The sequence below is a fragment of the Microcystis sp. BLCC-F210 genome (assembly GCF_042134685.1).
Classification (GTDB): Bacteria; Cyanobacteriota; Cyanobacteriia; order Cyanobacteriales; family Microcystaceae; genus Microcystis; species Microcystis aeruginosa_D.
The window spans coordinates 2,609,547-2,633,902 of the sequence record NZ_CP169647.1 but is presented as its reverse complement, the minus strand read 5'-3'; the positions used below and the strand labels follow the sequence as shown (position 1 = coordinate 2,633,902).

The window sequence follows — 24,356 nt, the reverse complement described above, 5'->3', positions numbered from 1 at the left end:
AATTTGATTGATAATTTATTTTGCCTGTTCTCTACACCTAGCCGCTAATGACCGCTTTTCAACTACAAGCACCCTTTCAACCCACCGGGGATCAACCGGCAGCGATCGATAAATTAGTAGATTCCCTGCAAAACCAGCATCGTTTCCAAACCCTCCTGGGAGCAACCGGTACAGGCAAAACCTTCACCATTGCCGCTGTGATCGAAAAAATTGGCAGGCCTACCCTCGTCTTAGCCCATAATAAGACCCTGGCCGCCCAATTGTGTAACGAATTGCGGCAATTTTTCCCTAATAACGCCGTGGAATACTTTATCAGCTATTACGACTATTATCAGCCGGAGGCTTATATTCCCGTCAGCGATACCTACATCGAAAAGAGTTCTTCGATTAATGATGAGATCGATATGCTGCGCCATTCGGCCACGCGATCGCTGTTTGAACGCAGGGATGTGATCGTCGTCGCTTCGATTAGTTGTATTTATGGTTTGGGAATGCCGGCGGAATACCTAAAAGCGGCGATTTCCTTAACAGTTGGTCAAGAGTTCGACCAAAGGCAATTATTACGCGCTTTGGTATCAGTGCAGTACAATCGCAATGATTTGGAGTTAACTCGCGGTCGTTTTCGTCTGAAGGGCGATATTTTGGAAATTGTTCCCGCTTACGAGGATCGGGTGATTAAAATTGATTTTTTTGGCGATGAGATTGAAAGTATTCGTTATCTCGATCCCCTGACGGGGGAAGTTTTGCAAAAATTAGAGCGAATTAGTATTTATCCGGCCCGTCACTTTGTTACCCCGGAGGAACGTTTAGAGGTGGCCTGTCGGGATATTAAAACGGAGTTAGATAATCGTTTATTGGAGTTAGAAAAAGCGGGCAAATTACTGGAAGCGCAACGGTTGGATCAACGGACTCGTTATGATTTAGAAATGTTGCAGGAAGTGGGTTATTGTAATGGCGTGGAAAATTATTCGCGGCATTTAGCGGGTAGGTTAGCGGGGGAACCGCCGGAATGTTTGGTGGATTATTTTCCTCAAGATTGGTTATTAGTTGTGGATGAGTCTCATGTCAGTGTGCCGCAAATTCGTGGGATGTATAATGGCGATCAATCACGAAAAAAAGTTTTGATCGATCACGGGTTTCGTTTACCCAGTGCAGCCGATAATCGTCCTTTGAAGTCGGAAGAATTTTGGCAGAAAGTTAATCAATGTATTTTTGTTTCGGCCACTCCGGGAGATTGGGAATTAGAACAGTCAGAAAATCGCATTGTTGAACAAATTATCCGACCGACGGGAGTTTTAGACCCAGAGATTTTTGTGCGACCAACCGAGGGACAAGTGGATGATTTATTAGGAGAAATTAAGGAACGAGTGCGGTTAAATGAACGGGTTTTGATTACCACTTTAACTAAACGCATGGCCGAAGATTTAACCGAATACTTGCAAGAAAGGGGAATTAAAGTTAGATATCTACATTCGGAAATTCAATCAATTCAACGGATTGAAATTATTCAAGACCTGCGAGAAGGGGTCTTTGACGTGCTGATCGGGGTAAATTTGCTTCGCGAGGGGTTAGACCTGCCGGAAGTGTCTTTAGTGGCGATTTTAGACGCAGATAAGGAAGGATTTTTAAGGGCTACCCGCTCTTTAATTCAAACTATTGGCCGGGCTGCTCGTCATATTCGTGGTCAGGCAATTCTTTACGGAGATAATCTCACCGATAGTATGATTAATGCGATCGAAGAAACCAAGAGACGGCGCGCTATTCAAGATGAATATAACCAGAAACATGGGATTATTCCGCAACCGATTGTTAAAAGGTCGAGTAATTCAATTTTGGCTTTTCTGGATATTTCCCGTCGTCTAAATTCCCAACAATTAGAGCAGGTTTGTGAAAATATAGAAGAACTTTCTTTAGAACAAATTCCCGAGTTAATTCAACAATTAGAAGCGCAAATGAAAGAAGCGGCGAAAAATCTAGAATTCGAGGCAGCGGCTAAATATCGTGATCGGATTAAGCAATTGCGAGATAAGTTATTAAATCATCTTAGATAAACCTATGACTAGATTTATTCATGACCAGTTTGCTAAAGATTATCTCGAAGAATTATTATCTTCTCTGGGAGAGGTAAAATCGGCACGGGTTGTACGAGGAGAAGTACGAGAAATCGATGTCTGGTTTTCACCCCAGATGTTCGATAATAATCCGAGAGAACTGCTAGGATTACTGGGAAAAATGGCGATTAATCCCTGTTTATTTGAACCCTTTCGCAATCCTGTCACTGCTACAGAAATTAGGACTTGTCTGTTAAAACTGTTGGAAGTGGAAGGAGAAATTAATCGTCGAGCAAATCGTCAGAAAACGAATGTTAACGATGGGGAAATCCCCCGTCTCTGGATTTTGACTCCCACCGCTTCCTCGCAACTGTTGGAAGGATTCGGAGCTAAATTAGATGAGGAGAATTGGGGGAAAGGTATCTATTTTTTAGCTCCCTCTTTACGCACGGCAATCACCGTTATCCATCAATTACCCCCAACAGAAGCAACTCTCTGGTTAAGAATTTTAGGCCGGGGAAAAGTACAAGCAAGGGCGATCGATGAGCTAGAATCGTTACCAGAGGATCATCCTTTTCGGGTAAATGCTCTAGAATTATTATTAAACTTGAGAACTTCTTTAACTAACGATCAAGAGCTTGAACAGGAGGACAGAGAGTTAATTATGAGATTATCACCTTTATACACTTCCCGTCTTCAGGAAGAACTGGATGCTGGCCGTCAACAGGGTCTTCAACAGGGTCTTCAACAGGGTCTTCAACAGGGTCTTCAACAGGGTCTTCAACAGGGTCTTCAACAGGGTCTTCAACAGGGTCTTCAACAGGGTCTTCAACAGGGTCTTCAACAGGGTCTTCAACAGGGTCTTCAACAGGGTCTTCAACAGGGTCTTCAACAGGGTCTTCAACAAGGAGAACGTCTGGTGATAGAAAATTTATTGAAAGCTCGTTTTGGTAGTTTAGACCCAGATTTGTCCGTAATCATCGAGCGCATTTTATTATTACCAGTGGAGGAGTTTACCCCTTTAATAATTAATTCATCTCGCACAGAATTAATTGCCCACTTTTCTAATTAAAAGCATAACTCAATCCTTTGATGATACCAGATTAGAAAATTGGCTGATTAACCAGAGCAGTCAATTTTCTGGGCAAATTCGGGGATATTGAGGATCTTTCTGGAACCAGCATCAGCTTTCTTGCTAATTTGTGGCCAAATTAGCGGCAATTTAACTCTGATGGCCTGAGAATAACTTTTCTAAAGCTTCCTTCAAGGTTGGCTCCATGACAATTTTATTTTGATAAGCAACTGTTACTCTAGCGATTGTCGGGACACTATTTTGGTCTGCCACTAGATACAAAGGTTCTACATAAAGCAGCGATTGTTCAATGGGAATAATTAATAGGTGTCCTTGCAAAACTTTAGAACCGTCCCGATTCCAAAGAGAAATCTGTTGAGAAATATCTGGATCTTGGTTAATTAAAGCCTCAATTTGATTCGGTCCATACACTAACCTTTGTTTAGGAAATTGATAGAGTAATAACTTACCATACTCTCTATCATCTGAACGAGCTGCTAACCAAGCGATTAAATTTTGCCGACTAGAGGGAGTATAAGGATGGAGGAGAATAAATTCTTCTTTGTCGGCATCGGGCAGTTTCATGATTAAATAATAGGGTGATACAGCCTGGGGTTCCGTGCCGTAAATTTCTAGGGGAATTTCCCATTGATCCTCCCGATTATAAAATACTTGCGGATCGGTCATGTGATAGGTTAATAATCTTTCTGCTTGGGTACTAAATAAATCTTCAGGATAACGGATATGACTGCGGAGAGTTTTCGGCATTTCTGCTAAAGATTTAAAGAGATGAGGAAAGATTTTACTCCACGTCTGAATGATTGGATCATTTTGATCGGCAACATAGAAATTCACCGTTCCATGATAGGCATCCACTACCACTTTCACCGAATTGCGAATATAGTTAAATTTATCTTTACCTGGGTCAGAATAGGGATAGCGATTGCTGATAGTATAAGCATCAATAATCCAATGTAATTTACTACTACTATCGCCCACATCTGCCGCTACTAAATAGGGGTTGCGATCATAACTTAAAAAAGGTGCGATAGTTTGTACGCGATTTTGGATATCACGACGCATTAATAGGCGAGTTTCGGGAGTAAAATCTTGGCTAAATAACATTTGCCAATCCCGCAGATAAAGGGCAAATAGCCAACGTCTCCACCCCGTCCCCACTAGGATTCCTCCCTTTCCATCGTAGGTATTATAGACATTTCCATCCCCGCTAGGAAAATCCAATTCTTCTACGGTGGTAGGAGTCATCACATAATTATTAGTTAATTCCCCGTAGTAAATGCGGGGTTTACCAATGGGAATACTATAATCAATTAATTCGCTAGAGGTTTGTAGGGCTCCTTCGTCTTTATTTGTGCCGATATCTTTGACAAAATAGTAGGGTAAACCCCCGGCAGCTACTAAATTAACCGGGGAAAGAGTGAAACCATAACCGTGGGTATAAACGAGATGTTTATTCACCCAAGTGTTAGCAGAAGTGGGAACCGCACTATAATCTAATTCTCTAGCGGCAATAATTGTCTGTTGTTTTTCAGATATTTGACGTTCCTCGATTTTTTCGGGCAGTCCTACTCGTACCCGATAGCGATCAATATCAGCATCGGGGAATTTATAATATAAGCGAATTTGCTGTAATTGTCGGTTAGTTTCTAGCAGTGGTTTGGTGTCCCAAAGACGAATATTATCGATAGTTAGATGATTTCTCTCTAAAACTTCGGCATTTAATTCGGCCTGTGGGTCAAAAACTTGAGCATCAATTCTGTCTAAGGAAAAAGCCGCTCTTGTGGATTGAATACTTCTTTCTATATAGGGTCTTTCTCTCACTAATTCATTCGGTTGTACGACAGTTCTTTGTAATAGTCCACTGATAATTGTGCCACTTATCCAAACAATTAAATAGAGAAATACAGGAACTAAGTAGGGGGAAAATACCAACTTTTTCTTAGTGTTTTTGTATAACTTGCGACGGTCTTTTTTACCAAATAATGCTTTTTCTCCTAACCATATAGAGGTTATTCCTGCAATAACTCCCAGAATAATTTCAATAAATTGACCAACATGAACATCGATATAACCCGCACCATAAACTACTCCTTCGGGAGAATAAAGTAGCAGGTAACGCTGAATAATATGATGTAATACTAGCAGCGCCATTAACCCACTCCACAGGGCGTATAAATGACGAAGTTGCGGACGAGAAAACCCCGGAAAGGTTCCCAGAGAAAGACTATCGGCCGAAAAAAGATAGGTTAAACTAACAGCAAAAAGAGTATATATTCCCACACCACTGAGCCATAATTCTAGTAACTGCCACAGGGGTAATTGAAAGATATAAAAACCTAAATCATTCCCGTATTGAGGATCGTTAATATTGAAAGGAACACCATAAAAATATTTTAAAAAATTCGCCCACTGCCCAGCAATTATAAAAGATAGCACTATAGTAAATACTATAGATATTATTCGCAAAAAATACTCAGTTTTAATTAATAATCCCAAGACTAAAAGAGCGATGATTATCCCTTGCCAAAGATTACTGGAAATATCGGTTAATACTTGCCTAATCCAAACTATTTCCAGAGGAGAACTTAGGGAAGAACTAAGGTTAGGGAGATTAAAATCTGGTGTCCAGAGACTGAGGGCTAGTTTACTGTAATACAATAACATTGACCCAATCCAAGCTCCAATTCCCGTTGCGATAATCAAAAGGCTGAGTAAATTAATACTGGGAGACTGAGGACTAAGAGGATAACTATCTTCCTGATGTTTTTGCCAACGAAAACGCTGAGCTAAACGTAAATTAGTAAAAATAAAGAGTAGAGAAAGAATCGCACTTCCCCAACCTAATCCTAGTTGCCAAGATAATTGTTTCAGGAAAGTGTTTAAATAACCCATCTCGGTAAACCAGAGGCTATTGGCTACCACTAATACCCCCAACTCCCCGATCACAAGGCAGCCGAGAAACAGTAAAATAGGTTTAGCGATCGAGCTTCGGTTATGTCTGATCAACATGGATAAAGTGATAAGGGAGAGTCTTTTTTCATTCTAGCGATTTTAGTTTCTCCCTGCTGCTTTTTCTTCATTTAAAGATAAACTTAAGAAACGATAGCTAAGTTAGGTCAATAATTTCGCTTAAAGTCAGCCATTTTAGCTAGGATTAGCAGACTGGAGTATTTCTCGAAAAATCCTGCGTCGATAGGAAGGGGATTCATTGCTGATATTCCATAAAGTTTCGTAGAAAAAGAAAGAAACACCAAAATTTTGTTGTCTCGATTTTTCTACTTGTTGAGTAATATTAACCATCGGAATCGGACGACCTTTTAAACCAGATAAAATCCCAATAGCTACGGGGATAGATTGTCTAGCTTGCTGTAATTCTGGTTGGGATAATTCCCAGTCAAAGGCGTTCATATCAGTTCGATACACTTGTACTATTAATTCATCAATCAAGTTTTTTTCTTGCCATTTTTGCCAATCTAAAAGATAGGATTCTAGGGAGAAAGTGTAGGGATTAGGAGATAGGGAGATAATCGCTTTAGGCTGCTGCTTTTTAATCGTCTGGGCTAAACTATTCATATAGTCAGTAATTTTATCGGCCCGCCATTGAATCCATGCTTTATCTTGATAATCTTGCGGTGGTAATTGTCCCGAATGTTCGCTTTGATAGAGTTTGATGGTGATTTCATCATAGCCAAAATCGGCGGGATAACCAAAATGGTCATCAAACTGAATTCCTTCTACATCGTAGTTAGTAATAATCTCGCTGACTAAATCGGTGATAAAGTTTTGTACTTGCGGATGTAAGGGATTTAACCACACCCGTTGATGCACTTTTCCTTCCCACCAAATCACGCTTTTATCCTGTCTTTGGGTTAACCAATCGGGATGTCGTTTGGCTAATTCTGAATCCGCAGGAGCCATAAAACCAAATTCAAACCAGGGAATAATTCTTAATTTTTTCCGATGACCTTGGCTAATCATTTCCTTTAAAAAGTCGCGATTTTTTAAGGATTCATGGGGATCGATCGCTCGTCCTGTCACTTTTTCTGCTACCTTAGAAGGATAGAGTGTATAACCCCAATTCCAGACCGTGGGATAAATAGTATTAAAGTTTAAATCAGCCAACCTATCAAGGGCATCTTTTAGGGTTTGCGGTTTAAATAATACCTCACTATCGATATTAGTTAACCAAACTCCACGAATTTCGGGTTTTTCTTGGGGTTGATTGGTTGATTGTGCCGGATAATTAAAGGTTATCGTCATGATACAAGCAAAGATAATTAAAAATATTAACCAGCTTATTTTCCCGTATCTTTGACTATAAATCACCAAACCATCGGCGAAATTATTAAAGGTTTTACTAATTTTATTCATAATGGGAAGTAGGAATTATAAATGATGAATTATGAATTAGGAAGTGGGGAGAAGGGAGAAGAGAGAATAAATAAAAATAATCTCCTGCCGACCGCCTCCTGACTGTTAAAATAACTAAATTATCTCTCCAAATTGCGAGGATCCAGAGAATCGCGTAAACCATCACCGAGTAAATTAAAAGCTAAAACGGTGAGAATAATTAACAAAGCAGGTGGCCAAATTAACCAGGGTTGTAGAACAATAATTGAGGCATTGGTAGCCAAAGAAAGCATATTTCCCCAACTAGGATCCGGTTGTTGAATTCCCAAACCAATTAAACTTAAAACCGATTCGGCCACGATAAACCCCGGCACGGCTAACGTAGCGGAAATAATGATATAACTGGCAGTTTGGGGCAGCACATGACGCAGAATAATATAAAGAGGTTTTGCTCCCATAGCTTTAGCAGCCTGAATAAATTCCTGTTCTTTCAGGGATAAAACTTGACCGCGAATTACCCGCGCTAATCCCGACCAACTGATAAAAGAAGTAATCAGGACGATTAATAAAAAGCGCTGGGTGCTGGTTAATCCTGCGGGTAAAACGGCTGCCAGAGCCACAAGTAAATATATGCCGGGTATAGTCATTAAAACTTCCACAAAACGCATTAAAATTCCATCTAACCAACCGCCAAAATAACCAGAAACGCCACCAACAAATAAACCGATAGGGAAAGAAATTAAAATCCCGACCAAACCGATAAATAAACTAATTCTGCCCCCGAAAATCAAGCGACTAAAACTATCGCGTCCTGATTCGTCAGTTCCCAATATATTGATTCTACCATCGCCGATGACCCCGAACAGATGGCGATCAAAAGGGATACCGGGGAATAAAGTTACTTCCTCCCATTTTGGCGGCAAAGGTAGGCGAATTTGACCAAAATTATAGGGTTCACCCTTAACCAAGAGACGTAGCGGCAAGGGGTTGTTAAAATCTCTAATTAGCTTCCGCTCACCAGTTTCTATATTAATAGCACTTTGAGTGGTGGGATAGACGTGGGGGCCAATCCACTCACCCTGGTTACTTCCCGACTGCGAGCGCCAAAAGATTTGGGTGGGAGGGAGGAGAGACTGACCGGGTTGGGAGGAGTAGGGAGAGTAGGGAGCGACAAAATCCGCCCCTATTACGCTTAAATAGAAGATTAACAGTAAAACTGCTCCCCAACGGGCGAGAGGATTATCTTTGAGTTTGTGCCACCAGTCCATAGGCGATGAGGTCAATAGGAGAGTTAATCTTTATTTTGCTAGTTTGATTGCTACAATTTATCATACCAACAAAAAAGCTGTCTAATGTTTATCAATCCCCTTGTTTATGAGAAATCTTCTGTCTATCGTCAAGATTTTGAGACAGCGCAACCGTTTAAGCATTTGGTCATCGATAATTTTTTAGTTAGGGAGCAAGCGCAAATTTTGCTGGAAAATTTTCCCAGTTTTAATCCGCAAAAAGCCATTAGTGAGTTAGGAAAAGTTGGCGGGAAGGCGGTTAATGAGGATTTAATCGGTTTAGGGGGTGTTTATCAACAGTTTGGCCGCTACATTCAAGCTCAAGAGTTTTTAGAGTTAATTTCCCAATTGACTGGTATCGATAATTTAATTCCAGACCCTAGTTTTTATGGGGGTGGAACCCACGAAAATTTACACGGTCAAGAATTAGACCCTCACATTGATTTTAACCTTGATGAGCGTCACTGGTATCATCGCCGCTTGAATTTATTAATCTATTTAAATCCCCAATGGCAAGCAGATTGGGGAGGGAATCTAGAGTTACATTCCAATCCCCGTCAACCGGAAGAAAATAAGATTAAATCTTTTGTGCCTATCTTTAATCGTTGTCTTATTTTTGAAACCAATGAATATTCATGGCATGGATTTTCTCAGATTAATTTACCAGAAAATCAACGGCATTTATCCCGAAAATCTCTTTCTATCTATCTCTATACCAAAGAACGTCCTATCGAAGAATTATCCCCATCTCATACAACTTTTTACATCCCGCGTCCGCTGCCAGAAAATATTCAACCCCATCAAGTTTTAAGCTCGGAAGATTATCAACAAATTAAAATTTTACTGAAAAGACGGGATGATTTAATTCGTTTTTATCAAGATAGAGAACTAAAAGAATCTCAGGATTTAGTTAGTTTAAAATCCCATATTAAACGCTATTTATCCCTCCAATATCCTCGCCTATGGAAAATTATTAAAAGTTTACCCCGTTGGCAAAAGTGACCTGAGAAAAAAATCCCTACTTTCCAATCAAAGAAAGTAGGGAATAATCAAAAAAACTAACTGGGAACTTAGCCTAATAACTGGGTAGCACGGGTAGTTAAAGCATTGGCAGTTAAGCCATTATAGGCCATAATTTCCCCGGCACTGGCGGTGGTTTCTCCCCGTTTCCAAGCGAAGACATCCCGACGCACATTACTGCGTAACATAATCGGTTCTAACATGGCGCTTGTACCACCGGTTACTCCGATTAAAGCATCACCAGCAAAGAGACTGTCAAAACCAGCATCATCAAGGAAATTATTATCAGCTTCCGAGCTAGTTTCACTCATCACATCGCTAGGACGATAGAGACGACGAGGATTAATTACCGAGACGATTTTTACACCGATTCCTGCCGCTTCTAACTGTTGTGCCGACTCAAAGACGGGTAATAAAGTCATATCACCAATGACGGCAAAAACGACTTTTTTACTGCCTTCCGATTCGTGGAGAATTATGCCGCCTTTTTCCAAAGCTTGACGGGTTTGCTCAAAGCTGGTTCGTACTGGTAAAGGCGATTTACTAGCGGTGATTGTAATGCCTTTATTGCTAGTTCCTAACGCCCATTCATAACAGACTTGAATACTGTTAGCATCGCAGGGAAAGAGCGGAAAAATATTACCATTTCGCATCATAGCAGCGAAATAATTTTCAATCTCTGGGCGTTGGTGTGTCCAACCATTACGCCCTTGCTCCAAGGCTCCAGCGGTAAATAAAGTAATAGTAGAAGGGGTGGTACGACGTAACTCAGCCATCGCTTGGGTTACAGTCTGCCAAATCGGTAAACCATTGATAGCAAAAGACTCATAGGAACACCATAAAGTCCGCGCTCCCAAGAGAGATAAACCGACGGCTAACCCAGCACAGGCATCCTCGCTTAAAGGTTCATAAACTTGACCGTTAGGGCCCTGGAAATAGGTATCATCGCTGGTGGGGTGAATAATCTTTAAACCGACGTTAATATTATTAATTCCCGAAGCGGCATTACCATCAGCATTAGTGACAACAAAATTGGGGTCAGCTTTACCCACAGCTACCACTAATTCCCCCATGGCAGTGGTGGCTACTTTTTTATCGCCACCCACAGTATATTCGGTCATCGGTAAGGTTCCTAAATCCGGCAGCGGGAAGACTTTTTCTGTCACCACTGTTCCCGCTCCTGGACCACCTCCAGAGCGCTCAAAATTAGTACGAACAATTGCCCAAGCTTCTGGGGGTAAAGCGCGTTCTTGTAAGGCAGCAACGATATAATCTTTTTCTAAAGAATCGCCGGGATAAAGATTATGGGAAGCCGCTCCCCGTTTGTGAACTCCCGCCCCTTTCAGTTGTTTAATAATGATCACCGTTAGTTTACCACCTAGGGCTAATTGGGCGGCTTTATCCGTGGCCATTAACACCGCTTTCATGAACTCCAGACGCTGGTTAAAAGAGAATTTGGTGCTATCTACATATTCCCCATTTTGATTAGCATCATCGAAGTCTTTGGCATTAATGAGAATCACTTCCTCGAAACCATTACCGCGCCAATAGGCTTCCATTTCGGCGTTAGTTTTCAGGGACACCATGCTATGGTGTTCTTGGGAATAGCCATTCCAAACTAAAATCGGCAGAAAATTGGTAATTTCGGGATAAGCAGTGTGAAAATGACCAAAACTACTCATAATGTAGGGTTCTCCTAAACCACCATCCCCGATAGTCACAGGGAAAAGGGTATTAGGGTGTAATTTGGCCGCTGCCATGGCGAAATGTTGCCCTTGGCCCAAAGGACCAGCGGGCCCGAGCAGTCCGGGGATTTGTCCGGAAAGATGCCCTAAAAGTCCGTGTTTTTCCCGAAAACGTTCTCCCAATTGGGTGACGTTGCTGATGCCCATGGCTTCCAGAGAGCGATCGAGAAAGACGTTACTATAAAAACCGGGGGCATGATGGCCCACTTCGGTGAAAATATTTTTCTGGCCTAACATCATCAAAGAGGCAATCACGTCGGCAGCGCTGGCAAAACCGCCGGGGTGTCCCGATTCTTTGGTAGCGGTGATTTGTAGGGTGAGGTAACGCAAAGCATCGGCGGCTAGGAGGGTTTGATAGATAGCATTTGGGTCATTAGCGGCAATAATAGCGGTTTTTCCCTCAGCGATAGCGGCTTTTCCTGCATATTTATCAAATTCGGGTAAGGAAGCCCCAAAATATTTTATCCCTTGACAAAAATCGGGAATTGTGCTAGTAGCTGTCATAAAATTAATATACCCCTTTACATACAGGCAATCGTTAAAACTATCTTACAGTTAGCGGTAACTCTCGATAGATACGATATTACAGGGGGTTTCCATAGGCGATCGACTATTTGTGCTACACTGATCGCCAATGTTAACGATAAAATTAATCCTATTGATCATGTTAAATAGCAGCCAATTACAGCATTTAATCAGCAAATCACTGCGTTATCTATTAGTTATCGGCACTATTGCCCCTCTAACTTCCTTAGAAGCTCGCCCAGTCCAAGCTACTCCTCCTAGTAGCGCTGCACCCCCTAAAGAAGCGATTGCCCCTATCCCCGCAGAAAGCAAAGAGTACACCCTAGGAGAAGGGGATAAAGTGCGCGTCACCATCTACCAAGTGGCGGATTTAAGCGGCGATTTCCTTGTTTTAGCCGATGGAACCCTAACTTTACCTCTGATTGGTAGCGTCAAAGTGGAAGGAATGACCGTCACCGAAGCTGGCCAAACCCTCGCTAAACGTTACACCACCTATCTCAAACGTCCCGTGGTTACTGTTAGCATTCTCACCCCCCGGCCTCTGCAAATCGCCATCGCGGGGGAAGTAAATCGCCCGGGTACTTATACAATTAACCCCGAACAAAGCCAAAAAACGCCCCTATTGACCGAAATAATCCAGAAAGCGGGGGGAGTAACCACCGTGGCCGATATTGGTCAAGTTCAAATTCGACGCAACATCAAGGGACAAGAACAGCTAATTCAAGCCAATCTCTGGCAATTAATCCAAAAAGGCGATAAAAACCAGGATATTAGTCTTAGAGATGGTGACAGCATCGTTATTCCCACTAAAACGACCCTTAGCGTCGGAGAAGTCAATCAATTAGCCGATGCCAATTTTGGACTAGATAGCGATCGAGAAATTAATGTTACTGTGGTGGGGGAAGTTTATCGTCCGGGGTCTCATCGTATTGTCCCCAATCAAGTTAACACCGTCACCACAGAGGATAATCGGGGAATTCGACGACAACCGGCCCGACTAACCCAAGCTATCCAACAAGCGGGAGGCATCAAACCTCTCGCCGATATCCGACAGGTGCAAGTGCTGCGTTATACTCGTGACGGTTCCCAACAGAAAATTCCTGTAGATCTCTGGAGTTTGCTCGAACAAGGTGATATAACTGCTGATATTATCCTCCAAGAAGGAGATACGGTGATTATCCCCACTGCGACTGAAATCTCGGCCAAGGAATCGGAAACCCTAGCATCGGCAAGTTTTGCCCCTAAAACCATTAACGTGAAAGTGGTCGGAGAGGTGAAAAGACCGGGGACAATTGAAGTTCCTCCCAATACCCCTCTCAATCAGGCAATTTTAACCGCAGGAGACTTTGATAAGCGTCGCGCTAATCAGTCCACAGTGGAATTAATTCGTCTCAATCCTAACGGGACCGTCACCAAAACCTCAATTAACATCGATTTTTCCCAGGGTATCAACGAGAAAACTAACCCGATTCTCCGCAATAATGATGTGGTGGTGGTTCATCGTAGTGGTCTGGCCTCTGCTACCGACACCCTCGGCACGGTTTTAAGTCCCTTTACTGGTCTGACAGGCCTCTTCAACGGATTTTTTAATCTTTTCCGTTAAAAAAGTTTACTTTAACCCGATGTCATGAGCTAAGTAATCGAGCTAATAATAGATATAGAAACGGCAAAAAGTCGTGAGCGGTCACGGCTTTTCTGCTCGATAGACTCAGGAAAGAAAACTATGATTTTTCTCCTTACTATAGCCCTAATCGCCCTGTCGATTAGCTATAATGTTCACGGCGAAATAATTAGCCTCAGTACCCGCTTATTAGGTCTTTTTTGTGGCTTGTTAAGTTTGTTCTTTACACCACTACTGGTGAAAGTTTTTATCCTTGTCACTTTAGTCCTCTTTAGCTGAGATTTTCAGCCCTAAACCCGACTAAAATCCTAAGCATACTTAACCCATCAAAAAAACTGTTATGCAAAAACGCTATCTCGGTCAGACTAATATAGAAATTACTCCCCTTCTCGTGGGTACTTGGCAAGCAGGAAAAAAGATGTGGGCAGGTATTGAAGATGAGGAAAGTATTAGGGCCATTCGTGCCGCTTTTGAGGCAGGAATTACCACTGTAGATACAGCTGAAATCTACGGGCAAGGTCACTCGGAATCGATTGTCGCTCAAGCTTTAGCCGATGTGCGAGAACAGGTAATTTATGCCACCAAAGTCTTTGCTAATCACCTCAAATATGAGCAAGTTATCGCAGCTTGCGATCGCTCTTTAAAAAACCTCCAAACTGATTATATCGATCTTTACCAAATTCATTGGCCCAGTGGCTCATGGAACACGGAAATAGTGCCCATTTCTGAAACTATGACCGCTCTTAATTATCTAAAAGCACAGGGAAAAATTCGCGCTATAGGGGTTTCCAACTTCTCCCGCTCTCAACTGGAAGAAGCCAGTCAATACGGTAGAATTGAGAGTATTCAACCTCCCTATTCTCTCTTTTGGCGCTCGGTAGAAAAGGAAATTATGCCCTATTGTCTAGAGAATAATATTTCCATTCTGGCATATTCTCCCCTTGCCCAAGGTTTATTGACAGGAAAATTTAGAAACGGTTATCAGTTGGCACCGGAGGATCATAGAATTAAAAATAAACTCTTTCATGGCGAAAACTTTCAGAGGGTACAAGGGGCTTTAACTCAATTAGAACCGATTGCTAACCGCTATAATTGTTCCCTAGCTCAATTATCTCTTGCTTGGTTAATTAAGCAACCTCAAACTAATGCAATTGCTGGGGTAAGAAATGCTGCTCAAGCAGTTAATAACGCTCAAGCAATGTCAATTAATTTAACCCCAGAAGACATAGAACTAATTGATAATATTGGTAAACAGGTAACTGATTTCTTGGATGATAATCCTGTGCTGTGGGATTTTTAAAAATTAGGCAGCAGTTATCCTAAGGGTGAAGACAGAAGTTTTGGTGGGTGCATCTCAACATTTGCAGAAATACCGACAATCAGCAATTATCAGTGACTCTTAAATTGCTACAAAAATATGAACAATCGCGTCTAAGCATCCCACCGAAAAACTAATGCGCGGGGGGTTTGGGGGCGGCACTTCGACAGGCTCAGTGACCGCGCCACGACCCCAACGGGGGGTTTGGGGGGTAGAACCCCCCAAAAGCTTGGATTGAGTGATAAAATCGGAAGTAACGCCCAATTTTAAAAGAGAGTTTCCCTTTAAAAATCCCAACTTAGTAGATTTACGAAAGTGAGATTCAGTTCCTGTTCTTTGATTGTAACTGGCTACTTAGTTGATGATAGGTGGTGCGTTAGTAACGCACCCTACGTTTTACTTAGTAGATTTACAAAAGTGAGATGCACCCTATTTAATTCTCAGGAAAAAGCCTGTATAATGATAGCTATAGTCCGATTCTTACCGCAGAATTATCCCTATGGCTAAATCCAAAAAACACAATCTGCAATGGATTAAAGAAACCCTCGATTTAAATCCAGATCATAACTGGAAATCTAGTCCGGGTAACAGTATTTTTGTAGCTGGCCGCGGTGCAGTGCGCTTTGAAGTTCCTCAAGATTGGCATTTTGAACCCGATGATAATTCCTTTCGTTTTTTGGATAGAAAACCCCCCGATGATGATTGTCGTTTAGAGGTTTCTTATAATTTACTTCCCCCCGGAGATTGGAAGGAATTACCCCTAAAAGGAATGGTTAAAAAATTAGCTCGTGAAGATGGCCGCAATCCTCACGAAATCGGCGAAGTTATCCAAGAAAAACGCCAAACTGTCCGCATTGTTTGGGTGCAAATTCAATTCATCGACCCCCAAGAAAATCGGCCCGCTTATTCGCGCATTGCCGTGGGTATTGGTTCTGGGGTTCAATGTTTAATTACTATGGATTATTGGGTCGATGATGCGGACAAATTCACCCCCGTGTGGGATACGGTTATCTCCTCCTTGGTGTTAGGTTTGTACATTCGCGATCCCCGCAGCGGTTTAGCTTTCCCCGACTAAAGGTAATAACAATTTTGCAGGAAAATTTCCTTGACAAAAAACCTTAATTGTGATAATAGAAAAATCAATCGCTCGACTTGCGTGGGGATAGCTGCCAGTTCCCGCGTTGACGGGATGTGCGGGAAAGCAAGAGGCACTGAGACTCAAACGCAAGCTATAACCTTGAGGAATAGTGATAAAAGTGGCTTGCATGGCAATATTTAGGGGCGATTCGGGATTATTTACCCGTTTATAACCCTGAGTGATATTAAAAACTCGACCATCGGGGGTAACTTGAGAAACCACCGCGCAGATATCGAAACTAACCGCATCTGCTTGACAATAACAATCCAGACGGGGACTACCCAAAATCGTTAAATCTTTTTCTAGGGGGGGAGAAGTATAGGTAATCACATCACTGCGACAGTCTAGCATGGTGCGGTCGAATATTCCCCCCGGTAGGGCGCTATGACCTCCTAAAGATGGGACCGGTCGCCAAGGATCGTGAACTATGGTATCTTTGATCGCAGGTTCTAACAAAATCGCGCTTAATTTCCCCTCATCCTCGCGCAGATTGGCTAAACCTTGACTAGCAAGATAATAAATTTGCTGATTTTCTCTGGGAAAATTTTCCAGATATCGCCATTGATTAGACCCCATTTGAAATAGATACATAGGAGAATTTTTTAATAACTCCGTTTCCTGACCTTTTAAGAAATAATCAAACCATTGCAGCTGCATTTTATCCACAGGACTAATTGCCTGTTGACCATAATCTATCTCTCCTACTTTTCTCCCCCAGGGTAGATGAGTCCAAGCGCCAATAATTAGTCGTTGGGGATAGATAGAACGCGCTTGCATTTCTTGGTATAAACTCAAAGTTCCCCGGAGATGAGGATCGAACCAACCTCCGATATGTAACATCGGTAAATCGATATTTTTTAAAAGGTGTTGCGGTGATAAATTTTGCCAATAGTCATCGGGAAGATAACGAGTAATCCAATCGTGATAAAAAGAATCGGTGGCTAAATCTTGTAGAATTTGGGGAGAGGCAGGAATAGGATCAAAAAGTGGTAAATTTCGGGAAGCTACCCAGAGTTTTTGATAGGCAGTTTCATCCCCTTTTAATCTAGCTGTTTCCGCAGCTAATTGTATTGCCCAAGCGAGATTATATTGTAAATTAAATGCTTCATTTTCATAGCCCCAATCTCGATATAAATCGTGAGCAATCATCGCTGGGCAAATAGTTTTTAAAGCACCATGACCATTAGCAGCCGCGTATAATTGGGTCATTCCCTGATAGGAAAAACCATACATTCCCACCACACCCGTATTATTAGGAATAGTTAAAACCCATTCAATAGTTTCTAATCCGTCGCTAATTTCATGGGCAAATAAATTAAAATTTCCCGTCGAGTTTCCCCGTCCCCGCACATCCTGAATTATTACAATATAACCCTGACGTGCATACCAGCTAGGATGAGCATAAACCACCGTGGAAGCGATCGTTTTTCCGTAGGGTTGTCGCATTAGTAAAATGGGAAAAGATTCCCTACTATCGGGACGATAAATATCGGCAGCTAAACTAATTCCATCTTTGGTGATCAAACTAGCTGTTTCTTTTTTTATGGGGTAGGGATTAAACATTATTAAGTAGGTAGTCGTTAAAAATTATCAGACACCCCCCTTATTAAGGGGGGACTAGGGGGGAATCGGCACCCCCCTTATCAAGGGGAGCAGGGGGATCGAACCTAAAATCCATTTTTAATTTAATTATAAGCAGCTACTTATCTCTTTCAGATCAAAAATACTGTCAGGTGGCTAAATCGAGAAAACTTGACAAAGACCAGATAAAGCTTAACTAAATGTTACAATAAAGACGGACTGCCTCAACTGCCTAGGACTGGAGAAAAATCAGCGATGCTACGACTAGAGAAAATTAGTAAGATTTACCCGACGGGAGAAGTGTTAAAAGATGTCACTTGGGAAGTAAAAACTGGCGATCGCATCGGGTTGGTGGGAGTCAATGGGGCCGGAAAATCCACCCAACTGAAGATTATTATGGGGGAAGTGGAACCCACCGCTGGGGAGATTATCCGTCCTACCAGTCTCCATATCGGTTATCTTACCCAAGAATTTGAAGTAGATCCCCGTCGGACGGTACGTGAGGAATTTTGGACGGTGTTTCAAGAAGCGAATCAAGTCCACCATCAACTAATAGAAATTCCCCAGCAGATGGAAAAAGCTGATCCTAAAGAATTAGATCGCTTAATTCATCAATTGGATCGCCTACAAAGACAATTTGAAGCGTTAGATGGTTATGGATTAGAAGCGCGCATCGAGAAAATTTTACCAGAAATGGGCTTTACTATTGATGACGGTGATCGCTTGGTAAGTTCCTTTAGTGGTGGTTGGCAAATGCGGATGAGTTTAGGCAAAATTCTCCTGCAAACCCCCGATATTTTACTCCTCGATGAACCGACTAACCATTTAGACTTAGAAACCATTGAATGGTTAGAAAAATTCCTCAAGGATTTAACCACTCCCATGGTCATAGTGTCCCACGACCGGGAATTTCTTGATCGCCTCTGTACCAAAATTGTCGAAACTGAAAGGGGAGTTTCTACCACTTATTTAGGTAATTATTCTGCCTACCTACAGCAAAAATACGAACAGCAATCTGCTCAGTTAAGTGCCTACGAACGTCAACAAAAAGAACTAGAAAAACAGCAAGCTTTCGTCGATCGGTTCCGGGCCAGTGCCACCCGCAGTACCCAAGCAAAAAGCCGGGAAAAACAATTAGAAAAGGTGGAAAAAATTGAAGTACCAATCGCCGATGTGCGTACCTTAAAATTCCAGTTTCCTCCAGCAGTTCGTAGTGGTCGAGAAGTGGTAACTATTAAAAATCTCGTTCACATTTACGATGATAAAATTCTCTTTTTGGGAACAAATCTGGAAATAGAAAGAGGCGATCGAGTGGCGTTTTTAGGTCCGAATGGTGCGGGAAAATCGACGCTTTTACGTTTAATTGTTGGGTTAGAAACCCCCACAGAAGGCTCGATCGAAATCGGTAAACATAACGTTATTCCTAGTTATTTTGAGCAGAACCAAGCGGAAGCTTTAGACTTAACTAAAACTGTTTTAAATACCATTCATGATGAAGTTCCCAATTGGAAAGATGTGGAAGTTCGCAGTCTTTTAGGGCGATTTTTATTCAGTGGGGAAACGGTATTAAAAAAAGTAGAATCCTTGAGTGGTGGCGAAAAAGCGCGTCTTGCTTTGGCCAAGATGTTACTTGCTCCCGCTAACTTATTAATTCTCGATGAACCCACCAATCACCTCGATATTCCCGCCAAGGAAATGTTAGAATCAGCTTTAAAAGTTTATGAAGGCACAGTTTTAATTGTTTCCCATGATCGTTATTTTATCTCCCAGGTCGCTAACAAAATTGTCGAGATTCGGGATGGGGAATTAATTGCCTACGCGGGAGATTATCACTATTATCTAGAAAAACTAGACGAAGAAAAACAAAAAGCTGAACAAAAACGCATTGAAGCAGAAAAAGCGGCCAAAGCTGCCGCTAAACGGGCTAAACAAAAGGCCAAAAAAGGTTAGAATGTAAAGTATCACCCTATCCACGATTATCTATTCATTAATCAATCTTATGGCAGCTATAAAAGTAGGCGATCGAGTTCCCGATTTTTCTCTCCCTTCCCAAACAGGGACAACGGTTAATATCAGCGATTTAATTGGTAAAAAATCCCTAGTCATTTATTTCTATCCCAAAGATGACACTCCGGGTTGTACCGCAGAATCCTGCGCTTTCCGCGATAGTTACGAAGTGTTTACCGACGCGGGTGCGGAAGTTATTGGTATTAGTGCCGATAGTCCCCAATCTCATCAACAATTTGCCCAAAAATATAATCTTCCCTTCACCCTTTTAAGTGATAGCGATAACCGAGTCCGGAAATTATTCGGTGTTCCCGCTACCTTATTTGTCCTCCCCGGACGAGTTACTTATATCATTGATAAAGAGGGAATTGTCAGACATATTTTTGATTCTATGTTAGATTTTAAAGCTCACGTTACCGAATCTTTGAACACGATTAAATCTTTTTAGGTTGATGATTATGTAAAAAATAAAAGCATCTATCCCATAATTAGTCCAGTTCTGACTTAAAAATAAAATTAATGGTGTGTTAATTGAGACTAACACACCCTCAATCTACCTTCTATCTCTAAATTTGTTTTTACTCATGTCTGCAAGAGATAAGTTTCATGGATTGGTTAAGCATGACTTGGAAAATGAGGGTTGGACAATCACTCATGATCCTTACACTATCGACTTAGGTTTTGTTGATTTTTATCTAGATTTAGGTGCAGAAAGGCTATTAGCTGCTATAAAAGACGATGAGAAAATAGCAGTAGAAATTAAAACATTTTTAGCAGCTTCGGCAATTTCAGAATTTCATACAGCTATTGGTCAATTTATTAACTATCGTATCGCTTTAGAAGATAATGATCCTAAACGCTTACTTTATCTAGCGATTCCCGCAGATATATACAAACGCTTTTTTCAGAATACATTTATTCAGACAGTAATTCACAAAAACTAGATTCCCTTGATAGTCTATGACAGCGAAAAAAAGGAGAAATTACAATGGATAAAATAAACCGATATCGCCAACATATTCAAGAATTAATGATCGAAAGAGCCAAACTGAGAGCGCCTAGTGATCCCGTCAAAACTGAAACAGTTTTTGATACCAAACAGGATCGTTATCTCTTGGTTCATGTGGGTTGGAGGGACAGCAGCACGCGCATTTATGGCTGTATAATTCACGTTGATATTATCAATAATAAAATCTGGGTGCAGCACGACGGCACGGAAGAAGCGATCGCTGATAAATTGCTAGGGAGGGGAGTCCCCAAACAAGACATCGTTTTAGCCTACCATGCGCCCCATGTGCGACAATATACCGAGTTTGCCCTTGGCTAAAACCATTAATTGATGACCTTGCCCATACAAGTTTTACCCCAAGACGTAATCGATTTAATTGCCGCGGGAGAGGTAATCGACTCTTTAGGCGCTGTGGTGCGAGAATTAGTCGAAAATGCCATTGATGCGGGGGCAGATAGGATTACTATCGATATATCTCCCCAAAACTGGCGAATACAAGTATCGGATAACGGCCGGGGAATGTCTAGAGAAGATTTGCAACTGTGTAGTTATGCCCACAGTACCAGCAAAATCCGCCAACGGGACGATCTTTGGCAGATTACCAGTCTCGGATTCCGTGGTGAAGCTTTGCACAGTATCGCACAGGTGGCGCGTCTGCGGGTTGCCAGTCGCCATGACGATGATTTAGGTTGTTATTGTCTTTACAATCACCAAGGCGAGCCGGATAATTTAGAAACGATTCCTATAGCTATCGGCACTATCGTCACGGTAGAGAATCTCTTTGGTAACTTTCCCGTGCGTCGTCAAGCTTTACCGTCAATTAACAAACAATTAAAGGATATACAGACTTTAATTCATAATTTTGCCCTCTGTCATCCCCAAATTACTTGGCAGGTTTTCCAAGATCATCAAGACTGGTTACGCATTAGTCCGAGTAAGGATGCCAGTCAAATATTACCACAATTAGTTAAATCTCTGCATTTTAACGATTTAGCATCCCTAAACCTTGATTTAACGACTCCTGACGCAGAATCTGCCCAAATTGAATTAGTCATCGGTTTGCCCGATCGCATTTCTCGCCATCAACCGGATTGGGTTAGAATTGCTGTTAATGGGCGAATGGTGCGCTCATCGGAGTTAGAACAGGCAACATTTCAAGCTTTCGCTCGCACAGTCCCTAAAGATCGCTATCCCGTTTGTTTTCTCCATCTACATCTTAACCCTCGTTCGATCGACTGGAATCGTCACCCAGCTAAAGCGGAAATATACCTGCATAACCTCGTTTTTTGGCAAGAACAGATAATTTTAGCCATAGACAAAGCTTTAGGACTAAATCCTGAACACATACCCGAAAAAGCGCAAAATCAGCGCGTCAGTCAAATTCTCAAGGTTGCCGAAGAAAAAAGCACTTATATAATAGGGGAGAAATCCCCGAAAAATCGGCTGGAATTAAAGGCACTAGCTCAAATTCACCAAACCTATATAGTTGCCGAACATCCTAACGGATTATGGTTAGTGGAACAACATATTGCCCATGAGCGGGTTTTATACGAACGTTTAGAGGATAACTGGGAAATCGTGCCTTTAGATACTCCGATCATCTTAAATCAGTTAACTCCTCGACAAATCGAACAATTACAACGTTTAGGATTAGAAATTGCTAGTTTTGGCGATCGCTCTTGGGCGGTTCGTAGTATTCCTGTTCTATTAAAAGAACGGGAGGATCGGGCTGATGCTTTACTAGAATTAAGTTTAGGGGGGGATTTACAAACTGCTCAGGTTGCCACCGCTTGCCGGAGTGCGATCCGCAACGGTACAGCTTTAAGTTTAGAAGAAATGCAGAATTTACTCGATGATTGGCAAAATACCCGTAATCCCCGCACCTGTCCCCACGGAAGACCAATTTACTTATCCTTAGAAGAAACTTCGCTCTCTCGCTTCTTCCGTCGTCATTGGGTAATCGGCAAAAGTCACGGCATTTAATCAGTTATCAGGAGATAGGATACAGGTTTTAGGTGTTAGGGGTTGGGGTTTCAGGGTTTTGGGGTTTTAGTTCAATTTCCCCACCTCCCCACTTCATAATTCATAATTCATAATTCCCACCTCCCCACTTCATAATTCAGGTTCTTCGTTACTTGGTATGGTTCGATATGGGGGCATAAATCGACTAAATCCTTATCTGGCAAGAGATTTAATTGATTAGTTCGCTCTAGATCAAAAATAATTGACAAAAATCGCTAAATGCCTTTCTATACAAGGGTTTTATCTCTTATAACCCTGTCCGTTTCATAAAACAAACCGAAGAACCATAATTCATAATTCATAATTCATAATTCATAATTCCCATCTCTCAATTCGTAGATATTGCTAGGGAAAAACGAAAAGTGCTGCCTTTACCTAATTCACTTTCCACCTCGATTTGACTTTGGTGTAATTCCACTAAACGACGGGTAATTGCTAAACCAATACCACTACCCCCAGAATAACGGGAACGAGAACGATCGGCCCGCCAAAAGCGCTCGAAAATAAAAGGTAAATCCTCCGCTGCGATGCCAATTCCCGTATCGATAACGGCAATTTGTAGGTGGTTTTTGTCCCTTGTCACTTGCAGGGTAATTGCACCATGATCGGTGTAACGAATCGCATTACCGAGCAGATTGACTAAGATTTGTTCCAGGCGATCGGGATCGGCCATAACTGAGGGTAAATTGGGGGAACAGTCTAACTGTAAAGTCGGTCCATCTTCTAATAGTTGATCGGCAAATTTTTCGATGAGAGAATTTAACAAAGGTAATAAATTAACCGGTTGTAGTTTAATCGATAGATAACCAGATTCCGCTTGCGATAGTTCCTGTAGATCGTGGGTTAAACGTTCTAACCTGCGGGTTTCTTTCACTAATTTCTGATAAAGTTCTGGATTAGGTTCGATCGCACCATCGGCTAATTCTTCTAAATATCCCCGCACCACAGTTAAAGGGGTGCGTAATTCGTGGGTAAGATCACCGATTAATTCCTGGCGCCTTTTTTCCACATCGGCTAAACTAATCGCCATCTGATTAAAACTAATGGCTAATTGATTTAATTCTGGGATTTCGCTTTCTGGAACTCGCGCCGATAAATCCCCTTCAGCAAAATTTTTAGTGATTTGTTTCATTTGTTTTACCGGTTTCATAATGCGTTGAGAAACCAAAAAACTTAGATAACCGGCCGTACTTCCCCCCGCAATAAATGACCAAATAGCACTACTATCCCAAGCTGTCTCAAAACCCCTAACTAAGAAAGTTCTCGCCGAGCGCACGGTAAAAAATCCCTGCCTTTCTAACTGTTCTAAACGCAAAACAAACATTCGTGGAGAAGATAACTTAGCAATGATAATAAAGCTACTCAATCCCACCACCATAACCAGGAGATGGGATAAAAATAATCTGGTTCCTAAGCTTAATTTTGGTAGCTGCATATTTTTTAAAAAACTCTATTTGTCTTGAATATTCTTGACAGATTGCTGAATAAATCTAAAAACATTGTTGGATAATATCTTTAGGTCTTTTTGAAATTAAAAAGTGCCAGCCATTAGACTGTTCGGTGGGAAAATTTAGGTACTTTTTCCCTGAA

At 41.7% G+C, this 24,356-nt stretch carries 19 protein-coding genes and 1 pseudogene; 12 read left to right on the top strand and 8 right to left on the bottom strand.

Annotated features, from left to right (window positions below; all coding sequences use genetic code 11):
• Positions 1-47: 47 nt before the first annotated feature.
• Together uvrB and ACE3JL_RS12680 are read left to right on the top strand one after the other, a co-directional pair.
• Positions 48-2,051: an excinuclease ABC subunit UvrB gene (gene uvrB, locus ACE3JL_RS12685; RefSeq protein WP_271992475.1), complete on the top strand. Its 2,004-nt coding sequence runs from the start codon at positions 48-50 to the stop codon at positions 2,049-2,051.
• Between the two features lie 4 nt (positions 2,052-2,055).
• A complete protein-coding gene (locus tag ACE3JL_RS12680; protein WP_375327621.1) occupies positions 2,056-3,123 on the top strand; it encodes a flagellar assembly protein H in 1,068 nt (355 codons plus the stop codon).
• 150 nt (positions 3,124-3,273) lie between these two features.
• Here ACE3JL_RS12680 and ACE3JL_RS12675 read toward each other — a convergent pair whose 3' ends face one another.
• From ACE3JL_RS12675 to ACE3JL_RS12665, 3 genes are all read right to left on the bottom strand, one after another.
• Complete coding sequence (locus ACE3JL_RS12675; protein WP_271991730.1) at positions 3,274-6,153, bottom strand: UPF0182 family protein; 2,880 nt, start codon at positions 6,151-6,153, stop codon at positions 3,274-3,276.
• Positions 6,154-6,288: 135 nt separating this feature from the next.
• Entirely contained in the window at positions 6,289-7,515 is a 1,227-nt protein-coding gene (locus tag ACE3JL_RS12670; RefSeq protein WP_271991728.1) for a glycoside hydrolase family 10 protein, read from the bottom strand.
• A gap of 119 nt (positions 7,516-7,634) precedes the next feature.
• Complete coding sequence (locus ACE3JL_RS12665) at positions 7,635-8,762, bottom strand: ABC transporter permease (RefSeq protein ID WP_271991726.1); 1,128 nt, start codon at positions 8,760-8,762, stop codon at positions 7,635-7,637.
• Between the two features lie 84 nt (positions 8,763-8,846).
• Here ACE3JL_RS12665 and ACE3JL_RS12660 point away from each other — a divergent pair, with 84 nt between their 5' ends.
• A complete protein-coding gene (locus tag ACE3JL_RS12660) occupies positions 8,847-9,782 on the top strand; it encodes a 2OG-Fe(II) oxygenase (protein ID WP_271991724.1) in 936 nt (311 codons plus the stop codon).
• Between the two features lie 68 nt (positions 9,783-9,850).
• Here the strand turns inward: ACE3JL_RS12660 and ACE3JL_RS12655 are convergent, their stop codons facing one another.
• Positions 9,851-12,049, bottom strand: coding sequence for a phosphoketolase (locus ACE3JL_RS12655; RefSeq protein WP_375327620.1), 2,199 nt, complete (start codon positions 12,047-12,049; stop codon positions 9,851-9,853).
• A gap of 130 nt (positions 12,050-12,179) precedes the next feature.
• Between ACE3JL_RS12655 and ACE3JL_RS12650 the strand changes: the two genes are divergently transcribed.
• The 3 genes from ACE3JL_RS12650 (at position 12,180) to ACE3JL_RS12640 (ending at position 14,991) form a co-directional block, all read left to right on the top strand.
• Positions 12,180-13,673 carry an SLBB domain-containing protein gene (locus tag ACE3JL_RS12650; RefSeq protein ID WP_375327619.1) on the top strand — a complete coding sequence of 498 codons (1,494 nt, stop codon included), beginning with the start codon at positions 12,180-12,182 and terminating at the stop codon, positions 13,671-13,673.
• Positions 13,674-13,793: 120 nt separating this feature from the next.
• Positions 13,794-13,970, top strand: coding sequence for a hypothetical protein (locus ACE3JL_RS12645; protein ID WP_271991717.1), 177 nt, complete (start codon positions 13,794-13,796; stop codon positions 13,968-13,970).
• A gap of 61 nt (positions 13,971-14,031) precedes the next feature.
• On the top strand, positions 14,032-14,991 hold the full coding sequence (locus ACE3JL_RS12640) for an aldo/keto reductase (RefSeq protein ID WP_375327618.1): 960 nt from the start codon (positions 14,032-14,034) through the stop codon (positions 14,989-14,991).
• Positions 14,992-15,090: 99 nt separating this feature from the next.
• Here ACE3JL_RS12640 and ACE3JL_RS12635 read toward each other — a convergent pair whose 3' ends face one another.
• On the bottom strand, positions 15,091-15,306 hold the full coding sequence (locus ACE3JL_RS12635; RefSeq protein WP_375327617.1) for a hypothetical protein: 216 nt from the start codon (positions 15,304-15,306) through the stop codon (positions 15,091-15,093).
• 202 nt (positions 15,307-15,508) lie between these two features.
• Between ACE3JL_RS12635 and ACE3JL_RS12630 the strand changes: the two genes are divergently transcribed.
• Positions 15,509-16,084: a hypothetical protein gene (locus ACE3JL_RS12630; RefSeq protein WP_150975942.1), complete on the top strand. Its 576-nt coding sequence runs from the start codon at positions 15,509-15,511 to the stop codon at positions 16,082-16,084.
• On the opposite strand, the gene ACE3JL_RS12625 is transcribed toward ACE3JL_RS12630, so the two are convergent.
• On the bottom strand, positions 16,067-17,710 hold the full coding sequence (locus ACE3JL_RS12625) for a CocE/NonD family hydrolase (protein WP_375327616.1): 1,644 nt from the start codon (positions 17,708-17,710) through the stop codon (positions 16,067-16,069). The two genes, ACE3JL_RS12630 and ACE3JL_RS12625, sit on opposite strands and share 18 nt — an antisense overlap.
• 273 nt (positions 17,711-17,983) lie before the next feature.
• Here ACE3JL_RS12625 and ACE3JL_RS12620 point away from each other — a divergent pair, with 273 nt between their 5' ends.
• From ACE3JL_RS12620 to mutL, 5 genes are all read left to right on the top strand, one after another.
• Complete coding sequence (locus ACE3JL_RS12620; RefSeq protein ID WP_271991708.1) at positions 17,984-19,678, top strand: ABC-F family ATP-binding cassette domain-containing protein; 1,695 nt, start codon at positions 17,984-17,986, stop codon at positions 19,676-19,678.
• A gap of 49 nt (positions 19,679-19,727) precedes the next feature.
• Positions 19,728-20,183 (top strand): peroxiredoxin, encoded by a 456-nt coding sequence (locus ACE3JL_RS12615; RefSeq protein ID WP_271974459.1) that lies wholly within the window; start codon positions 19,728-19,730, stop codon positions 20,181-20,183.
• A 136-nt stretch (positions 20,184-20,319) separates the two neighbouring features.
• On the top strand, positions 20,320-20,679 hold the full coding sequence (locus tag ACE3JL_RS12610) for a XisH family protein (protein ID WP_271991705.1): 360 nt from the start codon (positions 20,320-20,322) through the stop codon (positions 20,677-20,679).
• Positions 20,680-20,723: 44 nt separating this feature from the next.
• Positions 20,724-21,062 carry a XisI protein gene (locus ACE3JL_RS12605; RefSeq protein ID WP_271991703.1) on the top strand — a complete coding sequence of 113 codons (339 nt, stop codon included), beginning with the start codon at positions 20,724-20,726 and terminating at the stop codon, positions 21,060-21,062.
• 12 nt (positions 21,063-21,074) lie between these two features.
• A complete protein-coding gene (mutL, locus tag ACE3JL_RS12600; RefSeq protein WP_375327615.1) occupies positions 21,075-22,727 on the top strand; it encodes a DNA mismatch repair endonuclease MutL in 1,653 nt (550 codons plus the stop codon).
• A gap of 107 nt (positions 22,728-22,834) precedes the next feature.
• Here mutL and ACE3JL_RS12595 read toward each other — a convergent pair.
• A pseudogene (locus ACE3JL_RS12595) lies at positions 22,835-23,068 on the bottom strand (hypothetical protein).
• 26 nt (positions 23,069-23,094) lie between these two features.
• On the bottom strand, positions 23,095-24,201 hold the full coding sequence (locus tag ACE3JL_RS12590; RefSeq protein WP_271991699.1) for a cell wall metabolism sensor histidine kinase WalK: 1,107 nt from the start codon (positions 24,199-24,201) through the stop codon (positions 23,095-23,097).
• Positions 24,202-24,356 lie beyond the last annotated feature (155 nt).

Coding starts and splice junctions, on each gene's coding strand:
- uvrB (WP_271992475.1), top strand. CDS start 48: ATGACCGCTTTTCAACTACAAGCACCCTTTCAACCCACCGGGGATCAA.
- ACE3JL_RS12610 (WP_271991705.1), top strand. CDS start 20,320: ATGTCTGCAAGAGATAAGTTTCATGGATTGGTTAAGCATGACTTGGAA.
- ACE3JL_RS12655 (WP_375327620.1), bottom strand. CDS start 12,049: ATGACAGCTACTAGCACAATTCCCGATTTTTGTCAAGGGATAAAATAT.
- ACE3JL_RS12590 (WP_271991699.1), bottom strand. CDS start 24,201: ATGCAGCTACCAAAATTAAGCTTAGGAACCAGATTATTTTTATCCCAT.
- ACE3JL_RS12670 (WP_271991728.1), bottom strand. CDS start 7,515: ATGAATAAAATTAGTAAAACCTTTAATAATTTCGCCGATGGTTTGGTG.
- ACE3JL_RS12615 (WP_271974459.1), top strand. CDS start 19,728: ATGGCAGCTATAAAAGTAGGCGATCGAGTTCCCGATTTTTCTCTCCCT.
- ACE3JL_RS12625 (WP_375327616.1), bottom strand. CDS start 17,710: ATGTTTAATCCCTACCCCATAAAAAAAGAAACAGCTAGTTTGATCACC.
- ACE3JL_RS12650 (WP_375327619.1), top strand. CDS start 12,180: ATGTTAACGATAAAATTAATCCTATTGATCATGTTAAATAGCAGCCAA.
- ACE3JL_RS12680 (WP_375327621.1), top strand. CDS start 2,056: ATGACTAGATTTATTCATGACCAGTTTGCTAAAGATTATCTCGAAGAA.
- ACE3JL_RS12675 (WP_271991730.1), bottom strand. CDS start 6,153: ATGTTGATCAGACATAACCGAAGCTCGATCGCTAAACCTATTTTACTG.
- ACE3JL_RS12665 (WP_271991726.1), bottom strand. CDS start 8,762: ATGGACTGGTGGCACAAACTCAAAGATAATCCTCTCGCCCGTTGGGGA.
- mutL (WP_375327615.1), top strand. CDS start 21,075: ATGACCTTGCCCATACAAGTTTTACCCCAAGACGTAATCGATTTAATT.
- ACE3JL_RS12620 (WP_271991708.1), top strand. CDS start 17,984: ATGCTACGACTAGAGAAAATTAGTAAGATTTACCCGACGGGAGAAGTG.
- ACE3JL_RS12645 (WP_271991717.1), top strand. CDS start 13,794: ATGATTTTTCTCCTTACTATAGCCCTAATCGCCCTGTCGATTAGCTAT.
- ACE3JL_RS12660 (WP_271991724.1), top strand. CDS start 8,847: ATGTTTATCAATCCCCTTGTTTATGAGAAATCTTCTGTCTATCGTCAA.
- ACE3JL_RS12640 (WP_375327618.1), top strand. CDS start 14,032: ATGCAAAAACGCTATCTCGGTCAGACTAATATAGAAATTACTCCCCTT.
- ACE3JL_RS12605 (WP_271991703.1), top strand. CDS start 20,724: ATGGATAAAATAAACCGATATCGCCAACATATTCAAGAATTAATGATC.
- ACE3JL_RS12630 (WP_150975942.1), top strand. CDS start 15,509: ATGGCTAAATCCAAAAAACACAATCTGCAATGGATTAAAGAAACCCTC.